Source organism: Pseudanabaena sp. FACHB-1998, from assembly GCF_014696355.1.
In the GTDB taxonomy this organism is placed as follows: domain Bacteria; phylum Cyanobacteriota; class Cyanobacteriia; order Pseudanabaenales; family Pseudanabaenaceae; genus Pseudanabaena.
This window is the reverse complement of sequence record NZ_JACJQA010000011.1, coordinates 1-24,488: the sequence shown is the minus strand read 5'-3', so window position 1 is coordinate 24,488 and position 24,488 is coordinate 1. Positions and strand designations below refer to the sequence as shown.

Sequence of the window (24,488 nt, the reverse complement as noted above, 5' to 3'; positions counted from 1 at the left end):
TTATTATGAGTACGACAGAAGATATTTCTACGATTCCGAATCAATCTACCTCGCCGAATCCATCAAAAAACAAGTGGCGATCGCTTGGCATTGAAGTTAGTGTCGGCTTGGCAATCGCCTTATTATTGATTTTTGTAATTCCCGAAATTTTTAAAGCAACGGGTCAAGCCTTTCGGATCACGATGCTAGGGCGATTTCTAGCTTTAGCGATCGTGGCTTTAGGAATTGATTTGATCTGGGGCTATACAGGGCTTCTTAGTTTAGGTCATGGCGTATTTTTCGGATTGGGCGGCTATGCCCTCGCCATGCACTTAAAGCTGCAATTTCCTGCCGATGCAACAGAGAAGTTACCTTCCTTCATGCCTCTCTATGGCATTACGAAATTACCTGCATTGTGGGAGCCGTTTTATTCCTTTGAATTTACGCTTTTAGCGATCGTCTTAATACCAGCGATCGTGGGCGCAATCTTAGGATATCTCGTATTCAGAAATCGCATTCGCGGCGTATATTTCTCGATTCTGACCCAAGCAACCACGATTATTTTCTTTAACTTCTTCAACGGTCAGCAGCAATATATTAATGGCACAAATGGACTCACTGACTTCAAAACCATCTTTGGTTATGACATCAATGCTCCTGAAACCCAGCGATTTTTCTATATTCTTACCGTTGCCTTTTTAGGACTAGCCTATGTGCTATGTCGTTGGCTTACGAGTGGAAGATTTGGTAGATTGTTAATTGCTCTTAGGGATGATGAAAACCGTGCCAGATTTTCAGGCTACGATCCTACAGGGTTTAAGGTTTTGGTATTTGCCATATCCGCAGTTTTAGCAGGTATTGGCGGCGCTCTTTTCACACCCCAGACAGGGATTATTTCTCCGAAGTCGATGGATATCGGACTGTCCATTGAAATGGTGATTTGGGTTGCCGTGGGTGGTCGCTCTACGCTGATCGGAGCATTAATTGGCGCAATTTTAGTTAATTTTGCTAAAAGTCTATTAAGTGAGCAGTTCCCCGAAATCTGGTTGTTCTTTCAGGGCGCGATGTTCTTAATTGTGGTGATGGTGCTACCCGATGGTTTAGTGGGTTGGTTCAAAACTAGTGGCTTATTGCTGTTCCAACGAGTTTTTAGTCGGAGACCCAAGGTTACATATCCCAGTCTTGAATTAGATCCAGAGGTACAAAATGAGCGGCAGAATCTTAGAGATTGAAAATGTTACGGTAAGCTTCGATGGGTTTAAAGCTATTAACAACTTAAACTTTGAGATGGAGCAGGGTGAATTACGAGTAATTATTGGTCCTAACGGTGCGGGCAAAACCACATTTTTAGATGTAATTACGGGTAAAGTGAAGCCCACTGAAGGTCAGGTACGATTTAAAGGTAAAAATACGCGATCGCTTTCAGAGCATAAAATTGCCAGAATGGGCGTAGGTCGCAAGTTTCAAACTCCCCGTGTATATCTCAATCTCACTCCCAGAGAAAACCTAGAGTTAGCAAGTAATCCCAATAAAAATGTTTTCTCTACTTTGTTTAAGCCACCATCGGTAGTTGAAAAGCAAAAAGTGAATGACTTGCTAAAGGTCATTGGACTGATGCACAAGTCGGAAATGAAAGCCGAGTTTCTATCACACGGCGAAAAGCAATGGCTAGAAATTGGGATGTTAATTGCTCAATCTCCCGACCTGTTGTTAGTGGATGAGCCTGTAGCGGGCTTAACTGACGAAGAAACCGAAAAAACTGGCGAATTGCTAATGTCTTTGGCAGAATCCCATTCCATTATCGTGATTGAGCATGATATGGAGTTTGTGCGTCAGATTGCTCGTAAAGTAACGGTTTTGCATCAAGGTAGCGTCCTTTGTGAAGGCAATTTTGAAGAAGTGCAAAATGATCCACGAGTCATTGAAGTTTATTTGGGACATCAGGAAGAGGAAGAATAATGGAAGAAACTTACGATCCGATTTTACAAATTAATAATCTCAATGTTTATTATGGTGAAAGCCATATTCTCCGCAATGTGGATATGGGTGTGGCGGCTGGCAAAATGGTCTGCCTAATTGGTCGTAATGGAGTAGGTAAAACCACTCTATTAAAAACAATCATGGGATTACTAAAACCGAGACAGGGTGATGTTTCCTTTTTTGGGAAGGATATCACTCAACTTACTCCCGATCGCCGAGCTAGAATGGGTGTGGGCTATGTGCCACAGGGTCGCGAGGTCATGCCCCGTATGACCGTCAGAGAAAATCTCTTACTAGGTTTGGAGTCTCACCCAGTTACTCCTGCGGTGCGCCAAAACCTTTTGGATATGGTGTATGAGCTATTTCCAGTATTGAAATCGATGCTCAATCGTATGGGCGGAGACCTTAGCGGCGGTCAACAACAACAATTAGCGATCGCCCGTGCTTTGATGGGACAACCTAGATTGTTAATTCTCGATGAACCAACGGAAGGAATTCAGCCATCGATTATTTTAGAAATTGAATCGGCAGTTAAACATATTGTGGCAACCACTGGGATTTCAATCCTGCTTGTAGAGCAGCATTTGCACTTTGTCCGCCAAGCGGATTGGTATTACGCCATGCAAAAAGGCGGTATTGTCGCCTCTGGTAAAACTTCAGAGCTAAGTAATGAAGTAATTCAGAAATTCCTAGCAGTTTAAAAACATAAAAATAAGGGGGAGTGCTTCGCACTCTCCCTTATTTTTATGTTAGCCTCAGTCTATTAGATGCTATGTTTCCTATTGCACAGAATTAATTAGATATTCCTATGGCTTCACCTTGGGCGGGAGAATTAGAATTAGAATTTGCGAAACGGAATCAACAAACAGTATTAACCCGTAATTACACCGTAGCACCTTGGAAAATTCAGCGATCGCTTTATCCTGAAGGCGAAGAAATTTGTCATTGTATTCTTTTACATACCGCAGGTGGTCTAGTGGGGGGTGATCGCCTGTCTGCAAAAATCCATTTGCAACCCCAAACCCAAGCCCTGATTACTACGGCTGCTGCTAGCAAAATCTATCGCAGCAAAGGTGCAGAATCTCTACAAAATGTTCATATCCGCATTGATGAAGGGGCAAGCTTGGAATGGTTTCCACAGGAGACAATTGTGTTTTCCGAAGCGCAATATCGTCAGCAAACCAGAATTGATCTAGCACCAGCCGCCACTTTTACGATGTGGGAAATTATCAGGTTTGGACGCACAGCTAGGGGAGAGAAATTTCTGGATGGTAACTGGCGATCGCATATGGAGGTATGGCGCGACCAAAGTCCGCTATGGATTGATCGACAATATCTCAATGGAAATACAGAAATGTTAGGGAGTCCTAATGGATTAAATAATTATGCGATCGCTGCAAATTTTATCTTTGTCGGTGCAACCGTAGAGCCTGAATTAATTACACACATTCGTTCTACTTGGGAAGGGGGAAATTATCGAGGAATGTCAGGAGTTACGCGATCGCTGTCAGGTTTAGTATGTCGTTATTTTGGAGACTCCTCTAGCGATGCGCGTAAATGGTTTCAGCAAATTTGGCAGCTTTTGCGTGTATCCTATAGGGATAGAGCAATATGCGTACCTAGGGTTTGGTGAGTTTCTAGTTTTGGCTTCGCCAAAACTAGAAACTCAATAAATGCATACCTAGAGTTTGGTAAGTTTTTGATTTTGGCTTCGCCAAAATCAAAAACCAAGTAAATGCTTACCTAGAGTTTGGTAGATATTCATGCAACTTACGCCTCAAGAAAAAGATAAATTATTGATTTTTACGGCTGCATTATTAGCAGAGCGTCGTAAAGCTAAAGGTTTGAAGTTAAATTATCCTGAAGCGATCGCCTTTATTACTGCGGAGATTTTAGAAGGTGCGAGGGAAGGTCGTACAGTTGCCGAGTTGATGTCCTATGGCGCAACTTTGCTCACCCATGATGACGTGATGGAAGGCATTCCCGAAATGATCCATGATGTGCAAGTAGAAGCTACTTTTCCTGATGGAACTAAACTTGTGACAGTACATAATCCTATTCGCTAACAATCGATCAAAATAAAGTGCTTTGCACTTTATTTTGATCGATTCCAAATACTTTATGGAGGTCTGAGATGATTGCGATCGCAACGCCCAAAAATCAACAGAAACAAACAGAGGGAGAACAGAAAATAACCTTTGAGCAGTTTCTAAAAATTTATCCTGAATATGGTCATTACGAGCTTATTGATGGCGAGCTAATTGAGATTTTTGAAATGGCATTTACACGCAATCATGACGATGTTGGAGAATTTATTGATAGACGTTTTTATCGTGAAGTCGAACGATTAGCTCTTAACTATGTCATTAAGAGAGCGGTTCCCATAAGAAGCATCGACCAAAGCGGAAATGAGCGTGGGCGTGTACCTGACGTAAGTGTGATCGATGCGACATCTTGGCGCTCTAATCGTAGTGACTATAAAGGATTTGGGGACAAAATTCAGCTAGCTGTTGAAGTAGTTTCTACAAACTGGGAAGATGATTATGTTGACAAGTTTGAAGAATATCAACGCATAGGTATTTCTGAATATTGGATTGTGGATTATTTAGCGATCGCTAGCCGTGAGTTTCTTGGTAATCCTAAAATCCCCACTGTGTTTGTCAACCTATTAGATGAAAAAGGTAAATATCAAACAACTAAATTTATAGGAGATGACAAAATTAATTCGCGGACTTTTCCTGAACTAGACTTAACTGCTGCTCAAATTCTCAACATCTAGGATGTAGTGCTTTGCCCTACATCCTAACTAAATAATAATGGAGATAAATCTATGATTGTTGGTGAAATCATTACTCAAGAAGGTGATATTGAATTAAATGCGGGGCGAGAGGTGACCACGCTCAAGGTTGCGAATTCAGGCGATCGCCCTATCCAAGTTGGTTCGCATTATCATTTTTATGAAACCAATCGAGCATTAATTTTTGATCGCGATCGCGCTAAAGGCAAACATCTCGATATTCCTGCAGGAACTTCCATCCGCTTTGAGCCAGGGGATGAGAAGGAAGTAAATCTGGTTCCCTATGTGGGTACTCGCGAGATTTATGGATTTAATGCTTTAGTAGAAGGCAAATTGGAGAGTTAAACAAATGAGTTATAGAATGTCGCGCCGTGCCTACGCAGAAACCTATGGCGCAACCGTTGGTGATAAAGTTCGCTTAGCTGATACCGAATTATTTATTGAAGTCGAACGAGACTACACCACCTACGGCGATGAAGTGAAATTTGGTGGTGGCAAGGTGATCCGCGATGGTATGGGACAATCGCCAATTACTAATGCCAATGGAGCCGTAGATGTTGCGATTACCAATGCACTGATTCTCGATTGGTGGGGCGTAGTGAAGGCGGATGTGGGAATTAAAGATGGCAAGATTGTGGCGATCGGGAAGGCAGGAAATCCTTACATTCAGGATAACGTAGATATTATTATTGGTGCGGGTACGGAAATCATCGCAGGAGAAGGACGCATTCTCACCGCAGGCGGCATTGATACCCATATCCATTTTATCTGTCCCCAACAAATTGAAGTCGCGATCGCTTCTGGTATTACGACGATGATCGGTGGTGGAACTGGACCCGCCGTTGGAACAAATGCGACAACTTGTACCCCCGGTCCTTGGAATATGTATCGGATGTTGCAAGCCGCCGATGCTTTCCCGATGAATTTAGGATTTCTCGGAAAAGGGAATAGCAGCAAGCCCGAAGGCTTAGTGGAACAGGTGGAAGCGGGTGCGATCGGCTTAAAGCTTCATGAGGACTGGGGAACGACTCCCGCCACGATTAATACTTGCTTAGGTGTTGCCGATGAATATGATGTGCAGGTTGCCATCCACACCGACACGCTTAACGAAGCGGGATTTGTGGAAGATACGATCGCCGCTTTTAAAAATCGCGTCATCCATACCTATCACACCGAAGGCGCAGGTGGTGGTCATGCTCCCGATATTATCAAGATTTGTGGTGAAGCGAATGTTCTGCCTTCTTCTACTAATCCCACTCGTCCCTATACTTTAAATACTCTTGATGAACATCTTGATATGCTGATGGTCTGTCACCATCTTGATCCTAGCATTCCCGAAGATGTATCCTTTGCAGAATCAAGAATCCGTCGCGAAACGATCGCTGCTGAAGATATTCTCCATGATATCGGTGCATTCAGTATGATTTCCTCTGACTCGCAAGCAATGGGAAGAGTTGGCGAAGTGATTATTAGAACTTGGCAAACTGCTCACAAAATGAAAGTGCAGCGAGGAGTTCTTTCTAGTGCCGAAAGTACTAGAGCTGATAATTTCCGCGCTCAGCGCTATGTGGCAAAGTACACGATAAATCCTGCGATCGCCCATGGTATTTCTGAATATGTCGGTTCGGTGGAAGTGGGCAAAATCGCCGATCTAGTTCTTTGGCATCCTGCCTTTTTTGGAGTTAAGCCCGAAATGGTATTGAAAGGAGGCTTCATTGCTTGGGCGCAGATGGGTGATGCCAATGCTAGTATCCCCACCCCCCAACCTGTATATATGCGTCCAATGTTTGGCAGTTATGCAGGAGCGATCGCGCCCACATCTTTTACTTTCCTTTCCCAAGTTGCGATGGAGCGAGGTATTCCTACTCAATTAGGCTTGAAGAAGCAGGTACTTACCGTTAAAGGAACTCGTAATATCAGTAAACGGGATATGAAACTTAATGATGCGCTTCCTCACATGGAAGTTGACTCGGAAACTTACGAAGTCCGAGCCGATGGGGAATTACTCACTTGCGAACCTGCATCAGTATTGCCGATGGCACAAAGATACTTTCTCTTCTAATCAAAGAGGCGCTGGCTTTGCCAGCGCCTCTTTGATTAAAGACTGAATTGGTTTAGGCTAAATCAAAGATGAGAATCTCAGCATCATCCTGAGCCATCACTGACAAATCCCCAGCTTGATCGCTAGCGATCGCATCTCCAGCTTTGAGTAAGCGATCATCAATTAACACACTTCCTCTAGCAACCTGTACCCATGCATAACGATTAGCTTGAACTCTATGGCTAACCATAGCGCCATCTTCGAGAATAGAGGCATATATGTAAGCATCTTGATGAATTGTAACTGAGCGATCGCTACCATTAGGGGATGCAATCAATCGTAATTGATTCAATTTCTCTTCTCTAGAAAAAGAAATCTGCTCATAACTAGGAGTTACATTCTGTTGGTTGGGCAGAATCCATATTTGCAACAAATGAGCGATATCAGTTGCAGAATGATTAAACTCGCTATGGGTAATTCCTGTTCCCGCACTCATTCTCTGGACATCGCCTACTCGAATAATAGAACCATTGCCCATACTATCCTTATGCTCTAATGCACCATCAAGCATATAGGTAATAATTTCCATATCTCGATGGGGATGCGTGCCGAAGCCTTTGCCTCCTGCAATTTGGTCTTGATTAATTACTCGTAAAGAGCGAAAGGCAATATGCTGTGGATCGTAGTAGTTAGCAAATGAGAAAGTGTGGTAACTATCGAGCCAACCATGATTTGCATGACCTCTTTCTTCGGATTTGCGAATAGTCAACATAATTTTTCTCCTATAGCGATTTTCATTTTGTCGCAGGCAAAATGAAAATCTTAAAACTTTATACCTAATGAAGAAATAGTGTAGCCATTTCTTCATTAGAAAAACTTTACTGGGTTTGGGTTTTAAAACCCAAAAGTGTTGTCACACTTTCGTGATTTGGTATTACTCAAACTATTTTATGATGGCGCGGCGAAGCCGCGCCATCATAAAATGGGGGGCAACGCCATTACAATTTAGTATGTGCGCCATCACAGAATGGAGCATTGCCTGTATGTTTGCATAGACAGAGAGCGACTTTTTTAGCTTCTGTTACTTCAAAGACAAGAGGAGTAAAGCCAGTACCTTTATGCGCTCCATTACAATAGGGTTGATTAGTGGATTCTCCACAGGTACACCAATAATAAGTCTTAGGTTCGAGTTCTAATACAACGGGCTTTTTATCAACGATCTTAGGCTCACTCATAGTTCTATCCAAATTTAAGTGGTAATTTACTGGTTGATTAGGAACTGGCTTTTGATGAGGCGACTCGCGCCATCAAACGTCAGCTCCTTGGGTTACGGCAAAGTCCTAAACAAAGAGAAGTTATTGATTACTTGTTGATTTCTGATAAATCTAAATATAATTGCTTTACAGTCTTTGCGTAAAGTATGCACTTTTTTGTAAGGTACATACCAAAAAGAAACTATGGATAAATTTGTTGTTACTTTTCCCGATACATTTACTGAGCCGATTCAATCAGAAGAAGTTAATTGCAGTGCTTCTTATCAAAGCGATCGCACCAGTTGTCCTGTCGAAGCGACACTTGATGCGATCGGTGGTCGTTGGAAAGTTTTAATCTTACATGAATTATTCAATGGTACAAGACGCTTTGGTGAATTGCATCGTGGCTTGCATGGTATCACCCAAAAAATGCTCACTCAGCAATTGCGGGAAATGGAGCGTGATGGCTTAATCCATCGTGAAATCTATATGCAAGTACCGCCAAAAGTCGAATATTCTCTTACCCCCTTGGGTAAAACTTTACGTCCTGTATTAGATGCCATGCATCTCTGGGGTAAAAAGTACTTAGAACATCAATAGTTAAAGAGTCGCAGCGTAAAGTGCTGCGACTCTTTAACTATTGATGTTTGCCAAAAAAGTGTGGCACAAGCGGCGCGTGCGCCACACTTTTTTGGGGTTTATATTTAATTGCGCCTAGCAACTTACTGTACAAGCCGCTATAAAATGAACTGAGTAGTTATTTAATAATTCACAATAAATTAAGTTATGTCGTTAACGCCTGCTTTATTTGGTCAGCTTGCACAGGGAATGGGCATATTTGTATTGGCATGTGCTTTGGTAACAGGCTTAGCTGTTGCCCGTCAGTGGAGCTGGCGCTATCGCATGGTAGGCGCTACCCTCTTTTCGGTAGTATTAGTTGTAGGACTATTTTCCCTAAGCTTTGAGCCAATTACCCGCACATCTATCGAAGGCTCGGTTGCTTTTAAGACTGTTTTCGATCGCTTTGGTCCCCAAGCAACAATTGTTGTTCCGCCTACTGTCACCCCTGAGCAGCTAGTGTCAACATTGAAACAAGCTAGTAGCAACTTATTTTCCCCTGGGCGCAATAGCCAAGGTGCAGAGCAACTTACCATTTATGCGAGAACAGTTATTCACCCTCAAGAAGGTGTATCGAAGCCTTTATATTTAGGGCGTGTTAAGCGATCGCTGAGTCTTCGCAATGATCCCAATATTGAAATAGAGATCTTTCCCGATAAGTTTGCGGAACTTCCCAAAAATCAAAGTTTATAAAGTACTTGTATAAAATAAATTACCAAAAGCCGTAAAGTTGCGCCCCTACAGAGCGCAACTTTACGGCTTTTGGTTTGTAATTAATTATGCCTAGCTACTTACTCCTTTCCCAGTCTAAAAATAGAACATGCCAGCCAAGAATTAGCTATGCGGCGCTTCGCGCCGCATAGCTAATTCTTGACTGGGATCGGAGTATCTCAGTTATACTTTTAGTTATACATATACAGCACGTATAACATCTCAAATCTTTAAAGTGCTTTTAGCATTGATATGCTCTAGTGTTAATCTTGCTCGTAAAGCCATCAGTCTAACCAACTAAACTTTCTGAGACTATGCGAAAACAGTTTTTTGATACGCTAGGCGAAATAATTGAATGTACAAATCGCATTAGCGAGTCTACAAACCTAACCGAACAGCAACATAAAGATCTTCAGAGTATTCAATCTCTATCTACGATATTAGCTAAAAATTTTGACGAATTAGACAAAGATACGATTAGTCTAAAGTTAAGAATTAAGCAAGTTTATAAAGCAAAATTAGGTGAAGATTCCTTAAATGAAGACGAAATTAACACTTTATTAGCGTTAATGTTAAATAGATTACGTCAATCTATCGATTTAGAGGAATTGCTAGATACGGTAGTCTTGGAAATACAACAACTTTTGCAAATCGATCAGGTAATTGTCTATCAATTTACTGATGATAATCATCGGGAAATCAAATGTGAATTAGTCAGCGTTCCCGAGCGATCGCTACTTGGAAAAGAACTACCTCCCCTCTATACCGATTCGGAATGGCTCCAATGCTACCAAAGATGCGTGAGTGTAGTTGTTAATGATATTTCTTCCCCTACAGTTGATCCCAAAGTAGCAGAATCTTTATTGCCCTTAGGTATCCACTCAGCAATTTCGTTAGCAATTCCCTTTAGCAAGAAATTGTGGGGATTGATTATTATTCATCAATATAATCACGCGCATTATTGGCAAAATTGGGAAATAGATTTACTCGAAAGGTTGGCTACTCAGTTAGCAATTTGTATACATCAATTACAATTACTAGTTAAATCAGATTCCATTAGAATTGAAAGAGATTTAGTTATTGAACAATTAAATCATAGCCAACTTCACGACTCTTTAACGGGATTGCCCAATCGTGATTCATTTATGGAATCTTTGGATTTAGCCTTTACTAGGTTAAAGTTAGAACCCAGTATGCAGTTTGCGGTTATTTTTATAGATGGCGATCGCTTTCAATCGATTAATGATAACTTCGGTATTTCTGTTGCGGATAAGGTGTTACAAGAAATTGGACAACGCCTCGCTAAATTTCAACAAGATAATATAACTATTTCTAGAATTGATGGTGATGAATTTTCAATTCTCGTAGAAAATATTGATAATCAAGAATATATTTTTAGCCTAGCTGAGCAAATTATAGAGAGTATCAAACAACCATTTATCGTAAATAATCAAAAGATTTTTACTTCTGTGAGTATTGGAATTGCTCTAAGTGATCTGGAGTACAATTATGCTAATGAAATATTAAGAGATGCCAGCATAGCTATGCATAAATCCCGCAAGTTAGGCAAAGGGAAATATGCTTTATATAATATGGATATGCAGCAAGGCTCTAGGGTTAAATGGCAACTAGAATCGGATTTACGTCAAGCTCTTGAAAGACAAGAATTCTACTTAGTTTATCAGCCAATTGTCTCACTACATCTCCATCAACTTACTGGCTTTGAAGTTTTATTACGTTGGTTACACCCTTTACAGGGTTTGATATCTCCCCAAGAATTTCTACCAATCGCAGAGGAAAGTGGAGAAATTATTAAAATTGGCTATTGGGTTTTAGATACAGCATGTAAACAGTTATATCAATGGCAGCAAACAATTCCTAATATATCCCCCCTAACCCTAGCGATTAATGTATCTACTTTGCAGGTGATTCAATCAGACTTTGTGGAAAGAATTCATCAAATTATCAAACAGAATCAAGTGATTCCTAGTTTGATTAAATTGGAAATTACCGAAACTATTTTGATGGAAAATATTGAAGTTTCTTCTCAAAAATTAGAACAATTGCGGGAGATTGGGGTACAGGTCTATATTGATGACTTTGGTACTGGCTATTCTTCCTTTAGCTATCTTCAAAATTTACCCATTGATGTCTTAAAGATTGATCGAAGTTTCACTAATCGTATCTTTACTGATAAGAAAAGCCAACGCATTATTCATTCAATCTTACGTTTAGCTAATAATCTGGGTATGGGAATTGTTGTAGAAGGAGTGGAAACTTTGGAAGAGTTAGATTATTTTGAAGGGCTTGGAGGTAGTAGCATTGAAGTGCAAGGATACTTTATTTCTCATCCTCTGGATAGCGAAAAAGCTACTCAATGGATTCAGCAATCTTCATAAAAGATAAGTGGCGATGTGAAGCGCCGCCACTTATCTTTCTTATTTTAAGCTTTGTAACCAAGTTTGAATTTCTTGGGCTAACCATGCAGTTTCTAGTTCGGTAAGACGGTTATCACCGACTACACATCGATTAATAATCGGCTCTGGTTTGCGGGGATATTGAGGTAGTTGTTGACGATTTTGAATAATTACCGATCCCCCTGTTTTACTTTGCATAGAAGTATGAATATATTCAATCTGCCTAATATTAAATTTTTGAAGAAAATGCTGCCATCTAAAAATGCGCTTCACCAATCTACAATGAACATGATTAGTATCAATCTCAAAAATAATCGTAGACCAGTTCGTAACTACAAACATATAGCTAAGAACTAATGTTCCTAATAGTAAACCGATCGCGAATGTAGGATTCCATCGCGATATTAAAGTAGATATAAAAAATACAATAAATATTGCGACTGACGATAAACAGGCGGAAGTTACCATTGCCCACATGGAAGGCGGAATCGTAACTAATAAGTGCGTTGCCGATCGCTCGATCTTGACTTTGCTAAGCGGTGGCTGTGGGATTTTGATATTCGGGACTTTGAAATGCGAAGGACTATTATTAGATGTTCTTTTTATAGGCTCGATGGTGCTGTGGAGCATATCTAGAGCTTCTCTAGCGGAGGCAAACCGTCGTTTGGGTGAAGGAGCGGTCATTTTCTGTACCCAGTCTAATAATTGAGGACTTGCTCCCGAGCGATCGCGAAACTGGATATTTAGTTCATCGTCTTGGGGCAACTCCGCAGGTGAAGTCCCCGTTAATAAATGAATTGCTGTTGCACCTAAAGCGTAGAGATCCGATGCTGGGACGGCTCGCCCTCCATACTGCTCCATTGGCGCATAGCCATAGGTCCCAACTACAGTAAAAGTCTTACCTTCTGCCGAAGCTTTATCCTGAACTGCCCCAAAATCTACTAGATAAATTTCTTGGCGATCGCTCCAAATTAAGTTGCTAGGCTTGATATCGCGATGGAGTACGGGTGGATTAAGTCCATGCAGGTAAATCAATATCTCCAAGGTATCCGTGACGATATCTTCGATCTGGGACTCGGTAAATTTTTGCCCCTGTACAATTAATTGCTTAAGGCAGGAGCCTTGAATATATTCTTGGACTAGCCCAAACCATAGCGATCGCTCATCAATCGAAAAGTAATCTCGATACTTAGGAATCCTTGGATGATTAAGCTGCTTGAGAACTTGAGCCTCGCGCTCAAATAGTTTTAAGTCTTCCCATTGCACATCTCCCCCAAAAGTCAACAACTTAACTACTACAAGCTCTCCATTAGATTGCAAATCTTGGGCGAGCCATGTTTGGCGACCTGAATTCAGCCCTAACTGATTTTGCAGTTGATAACGCTCTTTGAGGATATCTTGTGACTGGGGCATAGTTTTATCATGCTTTTGCCCAATTTTATCGCAATAACAAAAAAGAAGATATGCAATGCATACCTTCTTTTTTAATAACTCCCCAGGCGGGATTCGAACCTGCGACCGATCGGTTAACAGCCGATTGCTCTACCACTGAGCTACTGAGGAATGTAGCGGTTTTGCTTCGTCATTGACTTCAGCGTTAACAACTATAGCGTATAAGGGTGGTATTTGTGCAACCCCTTTTGGAGATTTTTTGAAAAAAACTTCAAGTTTTTTTCAAAAAATCTCCAAAAGCTTCTCTAGATAAGCTTTATAGCAAAAAAATAAAAAGCCAAAATCGATTAGCGATTTTGGCTTTTGGTACTAATTATTCGGATTTGAGGCTAAGGAAATGACCATAGAACCACAAACTACCGCGATCGCTCCTGTATAACCCAACAAACTAAGGGGAGAAGGAGGCAAAAATTGGGGGATAAAATTAGGCAAGATCGCTGAGGCGACTAAAGTGACCAGAGGGGCAAGGGTAATTACGGCGCTAACCCGTGATGCTTCCCAATGTTCGAGGGCTGCCGCAAAAGCTCCGTAAGCAATCAAAGTATTAAAGGCACAAAATATGAGGGTAATCATAGGCAACGCTGACAGAGTGAGCAGTCTCTGAGGATTTGCTATTGGTGCGAGTAGCGTTGCTGCACTGAGGTAGAGACATAGCAATACGGATGACGAAGGCAAATTGAGCAATAGCTGTTTCTGAGCTAGTCCATAAAAAGCCCAGACGATCGCGCCTATTACTAATAACGTATTGCCCCACAGGTAGGTGTCAAAGCTGGTGATTAGCGATCGCACTTGGTCATGGGAAAACAGCAACAATCCGCAGACCAGAATACCTACGCCACACCACTGTAGATAGTTATACTTTTCTTTAAAAATTACCAATGAAGCCATGCCCATCATCACGGGCGCGATCTGGGTGATTACCTGAGCGTTATTGGCGGAGGTTTTGCCCACCCCAATTAAAAATAAAACATAGTTCAGCGTTAAACCGCCAACGGCTACTAAAAACACGGGCAAGGGAATTTTCTGCAATTGTTGCCATGTTGGTAATTGCTTAGTTATGGCTAGATATGCTCCTAAAACGACCCCTGAGACAGTAAAACGAAACCAAGTGACTGTGAAGGGATCTAGCTCTTGGAGAACGATTTTTAAGGCGATCGCTAAAAATCCCCATAACAAAACTGTGAGCAACGATAGCGCCAGACCTAAACGCGATCGCCCCGAAACTTGATGTAGAGGCATTATTTTTATTCATAAAATTAAAAGGGGCGCAGCGCCCCTTTTAATTTTATGAAAACATTTCGACGCTAGAGGAGTAAATCGGCTCAACGTGAATAGCAATAACCCGTTTAGGACGAACCAGCAAAATTTCATTTAATTCGGCTCTTACGGGAATAGGCATCAGATCATCCTCATTAGCCTTCGCCTTAAATTGCGATGCATACCAAGTTTTCACTTCTTCAATGGTCGTAAATTTTGTTATGACTTCTTGCCCACCTTCTAGCTTTAAATGCACGATGTATTCATTAGGCTTTTTGGGTTCTCTCGGCATCTCGATCTACTCCGACTAAATTTCGCGTAATCATGCCGAATTATATAGCAAAGTACAGAGGCTTAATAAAAACCAAACTGATTCCCCCGCTAAATGAGGAAATCAGTTTGGTTTTTATTAATGTGTGGCAAATAAGTATGTGCAGAAATCGCTATAATCTTGTCACAGCAATTGCCAATCAATGACTACTGAATTTTCGTCAAAAATTACAGCTTTGCATTCGGTAATCACTCGCGATCCTCCGATGGCTTCACAGGATATGAGTGTGATGGAGGCGATCGCTTTGATGCAAAATGAGGGTTATGTGCTTGTAACGCAGAGCCAAAGCAAACAGAATGAGGAACCCACTTTACTGGGCATTTTCACAGAACGTGATTTAGTGCGTATTAGCCTTCAGCGTCTTAATTTAGATAAACTAAATTTACAGGAAGTGATGAGTCCTGTAGTTACGCTCCAAGAGTCAGAGTTAAATAATTTTATTAGCAATATTTCTTCGTTTTTGACAACTTTCCCCCCGCAAGTTCGGCATTTGCCCGTATTAAATGGCGATCGCCTCCTTGGTGTGTTAGACAAGGAGAAATTAATTGAAATCCTTGCGAGTAGAAGTGCTTTAGAAACTGATATTCCTCAACACAAGCAAGCGGAATTAGATTTACAGGAGAGCAAAACCCGTTATACAAGTTTAGCGACGGCGGCTCCCGTAGCTATTTTTCATTTTAATAAGCAGGGTAAATGCACCTATGTAAATGATCGCTGGAGTGAAATGACAGGCTATCCAGCAGAATCAGCTTTGGGGGATGGATGGACGGACACATTACATCCAGAGGATCGCGATCTCTTCATTAGTCAATGGATACAAAGCCATAGTGATCCAAATCCTGTCAAACAAATCATCAATTATGGGGAAGGGCGACATTTGCGACCAGATGGAAGTATCAACTGGTTTTACGTGCAAGTAGTCCAAGAGCTTGATCCTGAAAATAACAGCCTGACTGGATATATCGGCACTTTAACGGATATTACCGATCGCAAAGAAGCAGAAATCGCTCTAGAAAAAAGAGAAAAACTTTACCGAGCTTTGATGGATGGAGCAAGTGACGCAATTGTTCTAGCCGATGACCAAGGCTACATTATTAGCACTAACAAAATGGCTGAGACATTGCTAGGCTATAGCCACGAAGAACTCATGGAGATGCATACATCTCAAATTCATCCTTTGGAGACTTTAGAAATCACTCGCCAGCATTTTAAACAAATTTTAGAAGAGAATTACAAACACCCGATAGAAAGCACTATTTTACAGAAAGATGGAACGAAAGTTCCTGTGGAAATTACTGGAAGTAGTATCGAGCTAGATGGCAAAATGTTGGCTCAAGGGATTTTTAGAGATATTAGCGATCGCAAACGTCTGGAGCAAGAGCAAAAAGACTATGAACAACGTCTCGAATACTCCAATGCAGAGCTAATGAGAGCTACACGCCTTAAGGACGAATTTCTCGCCAACATGAGTCATGAATTGCGAACTCCACTAAATGCCATTTTAGGAATGTCCGAAAGTTTACTAGATAAGATATTGGGCAATCTGAATGATCGCCAGTCTAGTGCGATCGCTACAATTGCCAGCAGTGGACAACATTTACTATCATTAATCAATGAAATTCTTGAACTTTCTAAAATAGAAGCAGGAAAACTAGATTTAGAAATCTCTAAAGTTGACATCGAGGAGTTATGTCAATCCAGTCTTACCTTTGTTAAACAGCAAGCTTTTAAAAAACAAATTCGACTTAAGGCAAGACTGCCCAAAGATTTAGGAGTAATGGATTTAGACGAAAGGCGAATTCGGCAAGTACTGATTAATCTCTTAAACAACGCTATCAAATTTACGCCCATCGCTGGACAAGTTACCCTTGCAGTTCACTATGAACCAATGGATATCAATTTGTCTGAGCCGATATCCCTAGTTCGCCTACGCAAACCTATTAATCTTGACGATCAAAAAGGATGCTACATAGGGTTTCAAAAATATCTCTGCATTTCCGTAATTGATACAGGTATTGGTATTTCTGAAGCCGATCAAGCAAAATTGTTTAAGCCATTTATTCAAATAGATAGCAATCTGAATAGACAATATGAAGGTACAGGCTTAGGATTAGCTCTAGTAAAAAAAATAGTAGAACTTCACCGTGGAGATGTGATTTTGCGTAGTCAGCGAGGAAGTGGCAGTAATTTCACGGTACGCCTACCCTATGTCTGTAAACCAGAAGAATTTGCAGATTTAGATTTACAAAAAAGTAGTTCTCTGCTCATATCATCCAATCTTAATAATCATGAATCTATTAAAGAAATTAGTTTTTCGGAAACAAATATAAACAATAATCCTTTAATCTTGATTGCTGAGGATAATGAGGCGAATCTTATTACTTTTTCTAGCTATTTAGAAGCTAAAAATTATCGTACGCTAATAGCTAAAAATGGAGTAGAAGCGATCGCCTTTACCAAAAGCCATCATCCAGATTTGATTTTAATGGATATTCAGATGCCGACTGTGGATGGGTTAGAGGCGATCCGCCAAATCCGAATAGATGATAATTCTAAGAATATTCCGATTATTGCCCTAACTGCTTTAACGATGGATGGCGATCGCGAAAAATGTTTAGAAGCAGGCGCGACCGATTATTTAAGTAAGCCCGTCAAACTTAAGCAAATGACGATGCTAATCCAACAATATTTAGAAGTTTAAGTATAAAAAAAGCGTTTTATAACCTAAGCAAACTTTTAGTTATACCAAATCACGAAAGTGGGACAACACTTTTGTGATTTACAAACCAAACCCAGTAAGGTTTTTTAAATGAAGAAATGGCTACGCCATTTCTTCATTTGGTATTACTATATGAATAAGTAAGTTTACGAATAACTTTTTAGTTAGTAAATTAGGCGATGATTTGATCCTATGAAAATACCTCTAATCCCTACAAATGAAAATGAACGACTAGCCGCATTAGACCGCTATAAAATCGTCGATACTTTGCCTGAGAAAGAATATGATGATTTAACCCAAATAGCTGCCGATATTTGCGACACGGAGATCGCCTTGATTTCACTAGTTGATCGCGATCGCCAGTGGTTCAAATCACGATTTGGGATTGATGTTTCAGAAACATCGCGAGACATTTCTTTTTGTGGTCATGTGGTTGCATTGGAATCTATCTTAATAGTCCCAGACGCAACTAAAGATGAACGTTTTGCCAATAATCCTTTGGTTCAGGATGATCCTAAAATTCGTTTTTACGCAGGGGTTCCGTTGATAACACCTGACAACTATATTTTAGGAACCTTATGTGTCATTGATTATCAACCAAAAAATCTTAATTCCAAACAAATTCAACAACTTCAAGTCTTGGGAAGTTTAGTAATCAGCCAGTTAGAGCTAAGACTCAAAGAATTTACTGCAAAAGAGATGCAGAAGCAATTATTTGAAATTGCAATGTTTCAGAAAGCAATTCTCGATAGTGCCAACTTTTCGATTATTTCCACCGACTTAGAAGGGATCATCAAATCTTTTAATACAGGTGCAGAAGCACTTTTGGGATATACAGAGGCGGAAATACTGGGCAAAACCCCTGCCAGCTTTCATGACTTTAACGAAATATCAGAGAGAGCCGCCCTTCTCTCTACAGCATTACAGCAAAATATTGAAGCGGGATTTGAGGTATTTATTGCGAAAGCAAAACTGGGGGAAGTATTTGAAGAAGAATGGACATATATTCATAAAAATGGTAATCGAATTCCTGTCTTGCTATCAATTACAGCGATTTGTTCACCCCAAGATGGGATTACAGGATATTTGGGCATTGCCAAAGATATTACTGCTCAGAAAATTGCTGAAGCAGAACTTCAAGCTAGCAATGAAAAACTTGCTCTCTCTAATATAGAACTGATGAGGGCTAGCTCCCTCAAAGATGAGTTTCTATCGGTGATGAGTCATGAGTTGAGAACTCCACTTAATGCAATTCTTGGATTGACGGAAGCCTTTCAAGATCATGCATTTGGACTTACTAATCAAAAACAACTCACAGCCTTAAATACCATTGCCACCAGTGGTAAACATCTATTAGGAATGATTGAAGACATTCTCAATATCACAAATATTGCGGCGGGACGATTTGCCCTCAATCTCAGCCCCAGCAGTATCGATCAGATCTGTCAAACCAGTTTGAGTTTAATCCAACAATCTGCTCTCCAAAAGAAAATTAAGGTTGTGTACAAAATCCAGCCTAATCTGCCCTATGTGGAAATTGATTGTAATCATATCCAGCAAGTATTGATTAAATTGCTAAGTAATGCGGTGAAATTCACGCCCACAGGTGGCTCCATTGAATTACAGGTGGATACCCATTGCGATCGCCAAGACTCTGATTGTTGGCTGCGATTAGCAGTTATGGATACAGGAATAGGGATTGCGGAGGAGCATATATCAATTTTGTTTGAGCCTTTCACTCAATTAGATAGCAAAATTAATCGTCAGTACAATGGATCGGGAATTGGTTTGACTTTCGTTAAAAAAATTATCGAGTTGCACGGAGGACGGGTAGGTGTAATTAGCGAAATTGATAAGGGCAGTTGCTTTACCATCGAACTTCCCTTGCGGGAAGGTTTTGTCCCCATAGCGGAAACAGCTTTGGAAATTCCTAGTTCGAGTGTATCTCCACCTCTAACTACATCTCCTCTAATTTTTTTAGTTGCAGACAATGAAGTAAATCTCAGCACGATCTTTTGTTATCTAGAAGCCAAGAGTTTTCGCGTACAAGGTTCTTGCGATCATCAAAATGCTTTTGCTAATGCTCAACTCTATCAGCCAGATATGATGGTGATTGATCTGAAAATGTCTAACATCGATGTACTTGAGACAATTAAGCAAATAAGACTAGACTCTAGTTTGGCTAATATACCAATTATTGCCATGACAGATTTAGCGATAGAGGGCGATCGCGAAAAGTTTCTCGAAGTGGGAATTACTGATTATTTAATGAAGCCAGTTAAACTCAAAGCTCTCGTCCAAACCATCGCCAAGTATATTTAAAGAGGAGCGATCGCGTGTCTTTAGAAAGCACTGACTCGAACCCATTGCTGACTCATAGTTTGCTCATAGAGAACTTCGAGGTGATCGATATTTTTAGTTAAGGTATAGCGGTCTAAAACCCTTTGTCTTGCCTTCAGCCCAATAATTTTAGCCATTTCAGGATGATCGACAAATAAAGGCAGAAGTGTACAAAGTTGCGAAGTCACCTTATGGGAATCAAGAATAATTCCTGCGCCATGCTCAATCACTTCACCATCGGCTCCCACATCGGTGGCAATACAAGCCACCCCACAGGACATGGCTTCTAACAAGGAGAGAGATAAACCTTCCACGAGGGAAGGCAAGATAAACACATCCGTACCGCGCAATATCTCAATGCGGCGCTGCTCATCCGCAATATATCCCATCCACACAATGGTAGGGTCATTTCCATAAAAGGCTTTTAAACCTGCGAGTAGGGGACCAGTACCAACGATCGCTAATTTGCAATTTTCAGGCATTCGGCATTTGCGCCAAGCTTTGAGCAGAGCCTCCACATTTTTTTCAGCAGCTAGGCGACCTTGATAGAGAAATAGCACATCCGCCTTGAGTTCTCGCTTAATATTTGATTCCCCCGGAGAATAGCGATCGCTATCAACACCATTGGGAATAACCGCAATCCTTGTATTGGGAACGCCTAGCTTATTCAGTAGTTCTTTCTGAATGTTGGAAAAAATAATCACCTGATTGTAATCAGCGAGGGATGGCGCATAAATCTGATAGGTGAGTTGCTGCGTGCTAGAGGCAAGATTGCGTCGTTTGAGATCGAAGGGTTGGTGAAAAGTAGCGACAAGGGGTAAATCTAGCTCGGCACAAATTTCTGGTAAGCGGAAATCGAGGGGAGATATGGCAAGGGATGCATGGACAAGATCGGGTTTGAGCGATCGCAAGGAATCGATCAAAATTTTATTAGCCCGCAGTGAAGGAACCGTATAAATGGTGGACTTATAAAGAAAGGGTAGTGCTACATCTTGGGCTTCTTGAGAGTTTTCATCCAGTTCATCATCTGGATTGTCACTATCGGTCTCAGGCGCAAAATGCATAAAGCTAACACGATGCCCGCGATCGAGTAACGCATTTGTAATTTCGCGACTGTAGGTCACGTTGCCACAAGCAGGCGATTTTTTACCTAACCATGCAATATGCATGAATTACACCACATTATTACCAAAGGTATAATACCAAATGCTCAGACGACAGCTATAAGAAATTAGCCAGTGCGTAGCACTGGCTAATTTCGGGATTTTATGGGTCGCCCGGGATTCGAACCCGGAACTAATCGGTTAAAAGCCGAGTACTCTACCGTTGAGTTAGCGACCCATTTAGTTTGTCACAGCGCTGTTTAACAAAAAATTATCTTATTTGTTTTTAACGCGCTTGGCTAGTCTAACATGCTTTTAGCAAATTACGCCAGTTAAACTAAAAGGTCTTACTTCAGTAATTCTTATAGATACCGTTTGTCCAATTAGCTCAGCCAATGATTTGCCTGTAGTGTTCTCTGTGAAAGCGATACGGTTGGTGCGTGTGCGTCCCATTACTTGATTAGGATTCTTGTAGTTAGTACCTTCAATCATGATTTCTTCGATACGTCCTGCATAACGCTGCGATCGCTCGGCGGCATTTTGATTAACAACATGGTTTAGACGTTGCAGGCGATCGCTTTTAATCTCCTCACTTAACTGATTTCCCCAAATCGCCGCAGGGGTTCCCGGACGAGGCGAATAGGCGGCGGTATTCACCAAGTCAAAGCCGATATCATTGACTAGTTGTACAGTGCGATCGAACTGCTCCTCAGTTTCCCCCGGGAAAGCGACGATCGCGTCAGCAGTAATCGCAGCGTCGGGCATCACCGCGCGAATATCATCAATAATGCGGCGATAACGCTCATGGGTATAGCCCCGCGCCATTGCCTTCAAGATGTCGTTATCCCCTGACTGAAAAGGAATATGGAAATGTTCACAAACCTTGGGCAGTTCGGAGCAAGCTTTAATTAAGCGAGGGCTGAAATAGCGGGGGTGACTGGTGGCATAGCGAATGCGATCGATCCCCTCCACATCATGGACGTAATAAAGCAGATCCGTAAAGGTAATTTTGCCGCCCACACCCGCACCGATACTACCTGCGGGCAAATCACGCCCATAGGCATCAATATTTTGCCCCAGCAAAGTAATTTCTTTGTAGCCCTGCGCCGCAAGCCCTTCAATTTCTTGGCGAATGACTTCAGGAGTCCGAGACTGTTCTCGTCCGCGCACTGAAGGCACAATGCAATAGGTGCAATTTTCATTACAGCCATAGATCACATTTACCCAAGCCGATACTGAGCTATTGCGGCGAGGGGTGGTGATGTCTTCTTCAATATAGGCTTCTTCGGTGGCGGCGACTTGATTGCCATTAAAGACCTGTCCCAATAAGTCTCCAAGGCGATTGACATGCTGGGGACCCATCACCAGATCAAGTTCAGGAACGCGACGAAGTAATGCTTCGCCTTCTTGCTGGGCGACACAACCAGCCACGACTAAAGTTAAGTTAGGATTTTCGCGTTTGCGCTTGGCTTGTCGTCCTAAGTACGAATAAACTTTCTGCTCAGCATTATCACGAATGCTGCAAGTGTTGTACAAAATTAGGTCGGCTTCTTCGCTTTCCTCGGTTGACTGATAGCCCATATCTTCCAAAACGCCTGCCATGCGTTCGGAGTCAGCTTTATTCATTTGGCAGCCGAAGGTGATGATGTGATATTTCTGAGCAGTCATGAAAGTGTTTAACCAAGCCGAAAATATTACTGTCCTATTCTAATATCTTTCAGCATTGATTGTCATAATCTATGAGAAACACAGCAAAAAAATAACTGTGGTCACTTGCATTAAGACAACTCAAAACCCAAGAAGCGAGTTGCCAGAATTGCTCAAGTCCGCAAAGTTGAACCTAGCCCAATGGAAAAGCTAATCGAACAAAATAGCGATCGCCGTTTTCTCGGTATCTTTGGTGAGGATGGCGTAAATGTGTTGAAGCTAAATGCGGCGTTAGATAGCTTATCAAAAGCTTAGAATTGGGTAAGTAGAATTCACGAGTTGTGCTTACCGAGTCCCAAACCTAATCAAGTATTTAAAGTCAAAATATGCCATACAACAATTACAAAAAGATTGATGAAGTACTAGGCGAATTTGAAGTTAGCTATGCTGAGCAGAACTTTATCCAAATATCTGAAATAGAAGTTCCTACATACTTTGCGTCTGAGATTGAATTAACTCTGCGAGAAGGCGTATATAAAAATTCAGACTGAAATGCTCCACTGTTGCCTCTCCAAAAGATCTATTATTAGTCCTGAGTTAGTTTGATTTTCTGGCGATAAATTTTAAGCAGCTTGCAAAATCAATTCCTGAGGAATTGCAACCCAAACTGTAAACTTGTTGTCATTGGGTGTAATGATTATAGCCATTCCTAAGTCTATATCTCTTCTACTTTCGGCGATCGCTTTGTCAAGAGAGTCATAGGCTTTATCGGATACAAAGGTCTTACCTAAAAATATAATTGCATTCTCCGAGCCAGCTACCGTGTTGATAACTATGGAACGAACTTGCTTTAGGGAAGTGAGGATCATTGCTTTTTTGGAAATTATTGCTTGATGGGATTAGTATCGCCTTCTATTAAGAGCTAATATGCGATCGCTAATCTGATGATCCTGTGATGTTGAAAGTACATAAAGGCGATCCAGATCACAATATTTTGAAAAGTTTGCAAAGTAAGCTTTTCAAAATATTGTGATCTGGATCGCTTGCTCAAAAATGGTTTCTTAGAGAGGAGTCATGCCAATATTAAAACTTACACAAATGCGAGACTCTTCGCTCATATTTGTATCTACCCCATGCAAAAGCCAACTAGGAAATAAAAGCATCGTACCTGCGTGGGCTTTGTAACTAACTTTAGGATAAGTCCATAAATTGAACTCTGTCACAGGAGGAATGATCATTTGCGAAGCAGGACGAGGATCGTTGAAATATATACCACCACAGTTCTCAGGAGCTTTGAGATAATACACTCCACTTAAAATGGAATTGGGATGATTGTGGACTGAATTAGAAGCAAACTTACCATTGATAATTGCCCAACAAGTGGTTATATGTAGTGAAAATTTTTGTAAATCCCATTGCAAAAATTGAGCAACCTCTAAAACATTCGTATGGATGATTTTGGTGAGATCTTGGAAGCGATCGCGTCTATGTAAATCATTGACGCTGTGCCATCCCAGAATATTTGACCATTTCTCCCCCTGCTGATCTTTTTCTTGTTCTGCATAAATTTCTGCGAGAAGGATGGCATTGAGTTGCTGATGATTAGCGATCGTAAAGTGCCAAATGGGAGTCGGAAACCAATCATTACGAGAACCAGCCATAGTTTTTGTAGAAGAGTTAATAGTGTTATCAAGACAAAGCAAGTGAAAGGGTTATATCCCCTTTTGGGAGCAGGGCTATTTCAAGAAAGAGGTAGAGAGACTTTAAGAAATCAAAGACAACATTGCGGGTAAATTATGGGCAAAATAGTCAATAGCGCCTTTAATTGATTCAAAGCCATTAC

General features: G+C 41.1%; 24 protein-coding genes and 2 tRNA genes. 15 read left to right on the top strand and 11 right to left on the bottom strand.

Annotation, left to right across the window (positions count from 1 at the left end; translation table 11 throughout):
* Positions 1 to 5 precede the first annotated feature (5 nt).
* From urtC to ureC, 8 genes are all read left to right on the top strand, one after another.
* Positions 6 to 1,211, top strand: coding sequence for an urea ABC transporter permease subunit UrtC (gene urtC, locus H6F42_RS05245; protein WP_190398309.1), 1,206 nt, complete (start codon positions 6 to 8; stop codon positions 1,209 to 1,211).
* A complete protein-coding gene (urtD, locus tag H6F42_RS05240) occupies positions 1,186 to 1,938 on the top strand; it encodes an urea ABC transporter ATP-binding protein UrtD (protein WP_190398308.1) in 753 nt (250 codons plus the stop codon). The genes urtC and urtD overlap by 26 nt, the downstream gene beginning before the upstream one ends.
* Positions 1,938 to 2,660: an urea ABC transporter ATP-binding subunit UrtE gene (urtE, locus tag H6F42_RS05235; protein WP_190398307.1), complete on the top strand. Its 723-nt coding sequence runs from the start codon at positions 1,938 to 1,940 to the stop codon at positions 2,658 to 2,660. The genes urtD and urtE overlap by 1 nt, the downstream gene beginning before the upstream one ends.
* A gap of 107 nt (positions 2,661 to 2,767) precedes the next feature.
* Positions 2,768 to 3,592 carry an urease accessory protein UreD gene (locus tag H6F42_RS05230; protein ID WP_190398306.1) on the top strand — a complete coding sequence of 275 codons (825 nt, stop codon included), beginning with the start codon at positions 2,768 to 2,770 and terminating at the stop codon, positions 3,590 to 3,592.
* 130 nt (positions 3,593 to 3,722) lie between these two features.
* Positions 3,723 to 4,025 (top strand): urease subunit gamma, encoded by a 303-nt coding sequence (gene ureA, locus H6F42_RS05225; protein WP_190398305.1) that lies wholly within the window; start codon positions 3,723 to 3,725, stop codon positions 4,023 to 4,025.
* 68 nt (positions 4,026 to 4,093) lie between these two features.
* On the top strand, positions 4,094 to 4,738 hold the full coding sequence (locus tag H6F42_RS05220) for a Uma2 family endonuclease (protein ID WP_190398304.1): 645 nt from the start codon (positions 4,094 to 4,096) through the stop codon (positions 4,736 to 4,738).
* A 51-nt stretch (positions 4,739 to 4,789) separates the two neighbouring features.
* Positions 4,790 to 5,101, top strand: a complete 312-nt coding sequence (locus H6F42_RS05215; protein WP_190398303.1) for an urease subunit beta — start codon at positions 4,790 to 4,792, stop codon at positions 5,099 to 5,101.
* A gap of 4 nt (positions 5,102 to 5,105) precedes the next feature.
* The gene (ureC, locus tag H6F42_RS05210; protein WP_190398302.1) at positions 5,106 to 6,818 is read left to right on the top strand and encodes an urease subunit alpha; all 1,713 of its coding nucleotides are present in this window, start codon (positions 5,106 to 5,108) and stop codon (positions 6,816 to 6,818) included.
* Between the two features lie 52 nt (positions 6,819 to 6,870).
* On the opposite strand, the gene H6F42_RS05205 is transcribed toward ureC, so the two are convergent.
* Both H6F42_RS05205 and H6F42_RS05200 read right to left on the bottom strand, forming a co-directional pair.
* A complete protein-coding gene (locus H6F42_RS05205; RefSeq protein ID WP_190398301.1) occupies positions 6,871 to 7,569 on the bottom strand; it encodes a pirin family protein in 699 nt (232 codons plus the stop codon).
* A gap of 226 nt (positions 7,570 to 7,795) precedes the next feature.
* Positions 7,796 to 8,032 carry a CDGSH iron-sulfur domain-containing protein gene (locus tag H6F42_RS05200; RefSeq protein ID WP_190398300.1) on the bottom strand — a complete coding sequence of 79 codons (237 nt, stop codon included), beginning with the start codon at positions 8,030 to 8,032 and terminating at the stop codon, positions 7,796 to 7,798.
* A gap of 222 nt (positions 8,033 to 8,254) precedes the next feature.
* Between H6F42_RS05200 and H6F42_RS05195 the strand changes: the two genes are divergently transcribed.
* From H6F42_RS05195 to H6F42_RS05185, 3 genes are all read left to right on the top strand, one after another.
* Positions 8,255 to 8,650, top strand: coding sequence for a helix-turn-helix domain-containing protein (locus H6F42_RS05195; protein WP_190398299.1), 396 nt, complete (start codon positions 8,255 to 8,257; stop codon positions 8,648 to 8,650).
* A gap of 186 nt (positions 8,651 to 8,836) precedes the next feature.
* On the top strand, positions 8,837 to 9,361 hold the full coding sequence (locus tag H6F42_RS05190; protein WP_190398298.1) for a Ycf51 family protein: 525 nt from the start codon (positions 8,837 to 8,839) through the stop codon (positions 9,359 to 9,361).
* A gap of 332 nt (positions 9,362 to 9,693) precedes the next feature.
* Positions 9,694 to 11,778 (top strand): bifunctional diguanylate cyclase/phosphodiesterase, encoded by a 2,085-nt coding sequence (locus H6F42_RS05185; protein WP_190398297.1) that lies wholly within the window; start codon positions 9,694 to 9,696, stop codon positions 11,776 to 11,778.
* Positions 11,779 to 11,817: 39 nt separating this feature from the next.
* Here the strand turns inward: H6F42_RS05185 and H6F42_RS05180 are convergent, their stop codons facing one another.
* The 4 genes from H6F42_RS05180 to H6F42_RS05165 all read right to left on the bottom strand — a co-directional run bounded on the left by H6F42_RS05180 (position 11,818) and on the right by H6F42_RS05165 (position 14,797).
* The gene (locus H6F42_RS05180) at positions 11,818 to 13,209 is read right to left on the bottom strand and encodes a serine/threonine-protein kinase (RefSeq protein ID WP_190398296.1); all 1,392 of its coding nucleotides are present in this window, start codon (positions 13,207 to 13,209) and stop codon (positions 11,818 to 11,820) included.
* 78 nt (positions 13,210 to 13,287) lie between these two features.
* Positions 13,288 to 13,359, bottom strand: a tRNA-Asn gene (locus H6F42_RS05175).
* A 198-nt stretch (positions 13,360 to 13,557) separates the two neighbouring features.
* Positions 13,558 to 14,487 (bottom strand): DMT family transporter, encoded by a 930-nt coding sequence (locus tag H6F42_RS05170; protein ID WP_190398295.1) that lies wholly within the window; start codon positions 14,485 to 14,487, stop codon positions 13,558 to 13,560.
* 46 nt (positions 14,488 to 14,533) lie between these two features.
* Positions 14,534 to 14,797, bottom strand: coding sequence for a hypothetical protein (locus H6F42_RS05165; protein WP_190398294.1), 264 nt, complete (start codon positions 14,795 to 14,797; stop codon positions 14,534 to 14,536).
* Positions 14,798 to 14,978: 181 nt separating this feature from the next.
* On the opposite strand from H6F42_RS05165, the gene H6F42_RS05160 reads away from it, so the two are divergent.
* Both H6F42_RS05160 and H6F42_RS05155 read left to right on the top strand, forming a co-directional pair.
* Positions 14,979 to 17,537, top strand: a complete 2,559-nt coding sequence (locus H6F42_RS05160) for a PAS domain S-box protein (RefSeq protein WP_190398293.1) — start codon at positions 14,979 to 14,981, stop codon at positions 17,535 to 17,537.
* Between the two features lie 210 nt (positions 17,538 to 17,747).
* Positions 17,748 to 19,877, top strand: a complete 2,130-nt coding sequence (locus H6F42_RS05155) for an ATP-binding protein (protein WP_190398292.1) — start codon at positions 17,748 to 17,750, stop codon at positions 19,875 to 19,877.
* Between the two features lie 20 nt (positions 19,878 to 19,897).
* Here H6F42_RS05155 and H6F42_RS05150 read toward each other — a convergent pair whose 3' ends face one another.
* From H6F42_RS05150 to miaB, 3 genes are all read right to left on the bottom strand, one after another.
* A complete protein-coding gene (locus tag H6F42_RS05150) occupies positions 19,898 to 21,064 on the bottom strand; it encodes a glycosyltransferase family 4 protein (protein ID WP_190398291.1) in 1,167 nt (388 codons plus the stop codon).
* 100 nt (positions 21,065 to 21,164) lie between these two features.
* A tRNA-Lys gene (locus H6F42_RS05145) sits at positions 21,165 to 21,236 on the bottom strand.
* 77 nt (positions 21,237 to 21,313) lie between these two features.
* On the bottom strand, positions 21,314 to 22,666 hold the full coding sequence (gene miaB, locus H6F42_RS05140) for a tRNA (N6-isopentenyl adenosine(37)-C2)-methylthiotransferase MiaB (RefSeq protein WP_190398290.1): 1,353 nt from the start codon (positions 22,664 to 22,666) through the stop codon (positions 21,314 to 21,316).
* A gap of 147 nt (positions 22,667 to 22,813) precedes the next feature.
* Here miaB and H6F42_RS05135 point away from each other — a divergent pair, with 147 nt between their 5' ends.
* A complete protein-coding gene (locus H6F42_RS05135) occupies positions 22,814 to 22,960 on the top strand; it encodes a potassium-transporting ATPase subunit C (RefSeq protein ID WP_190398368.1) in 147 nt (48 codons plus the stop codon).
* A 71-nt stretch (positions 22,961 to 23,031) separates the two neighbouring features.
* Positions 23,032 to 23,196 carry a hypothetical protein gene (locus H6F42_RS05130; protein WP_190398289.1) on the top strand — a complete coding sequence of 55 codons (165 nt, stop codon included), beginning with the start codon at positions 23,032 to 23,034 and terminating at the stop codon, positions 23,194 to 23,196.
* 72 nt (positions 23,197 to 23,268) lie between these two features.
* Here the strand turns inward: H6F42_RS05130 and H6F42_RS05125 are convergent, their stop codons facing one another.
* Positions 23,269 to 23,514: a hypothetical protein gene (locus H6F42_RS05125; RefSeq protein ID WP_190398288.1), complete on the bottom strand. Its 246-nt coding sequence runs from the start codon at positions 23,512 to 23,514 to the stop codon at positions 23,269 to 23,271.
* Positions 23,515 to 23,706: 192 nt separating this feature from the next.
* Positions 23,707 to 24,306, bottom strand: a complete 600-nt coding sequence (locus H6F42_RS05120; RefSeq protein ID WP_190398287.1) for a TIGR02466 family protein — start codon at positions 24,304 to 24,306, stop codon at positions 23,707 to 23,709.
* Between the last annotated feature and the right edge of the window lie 182 nt (positions 24,307 to 24,488).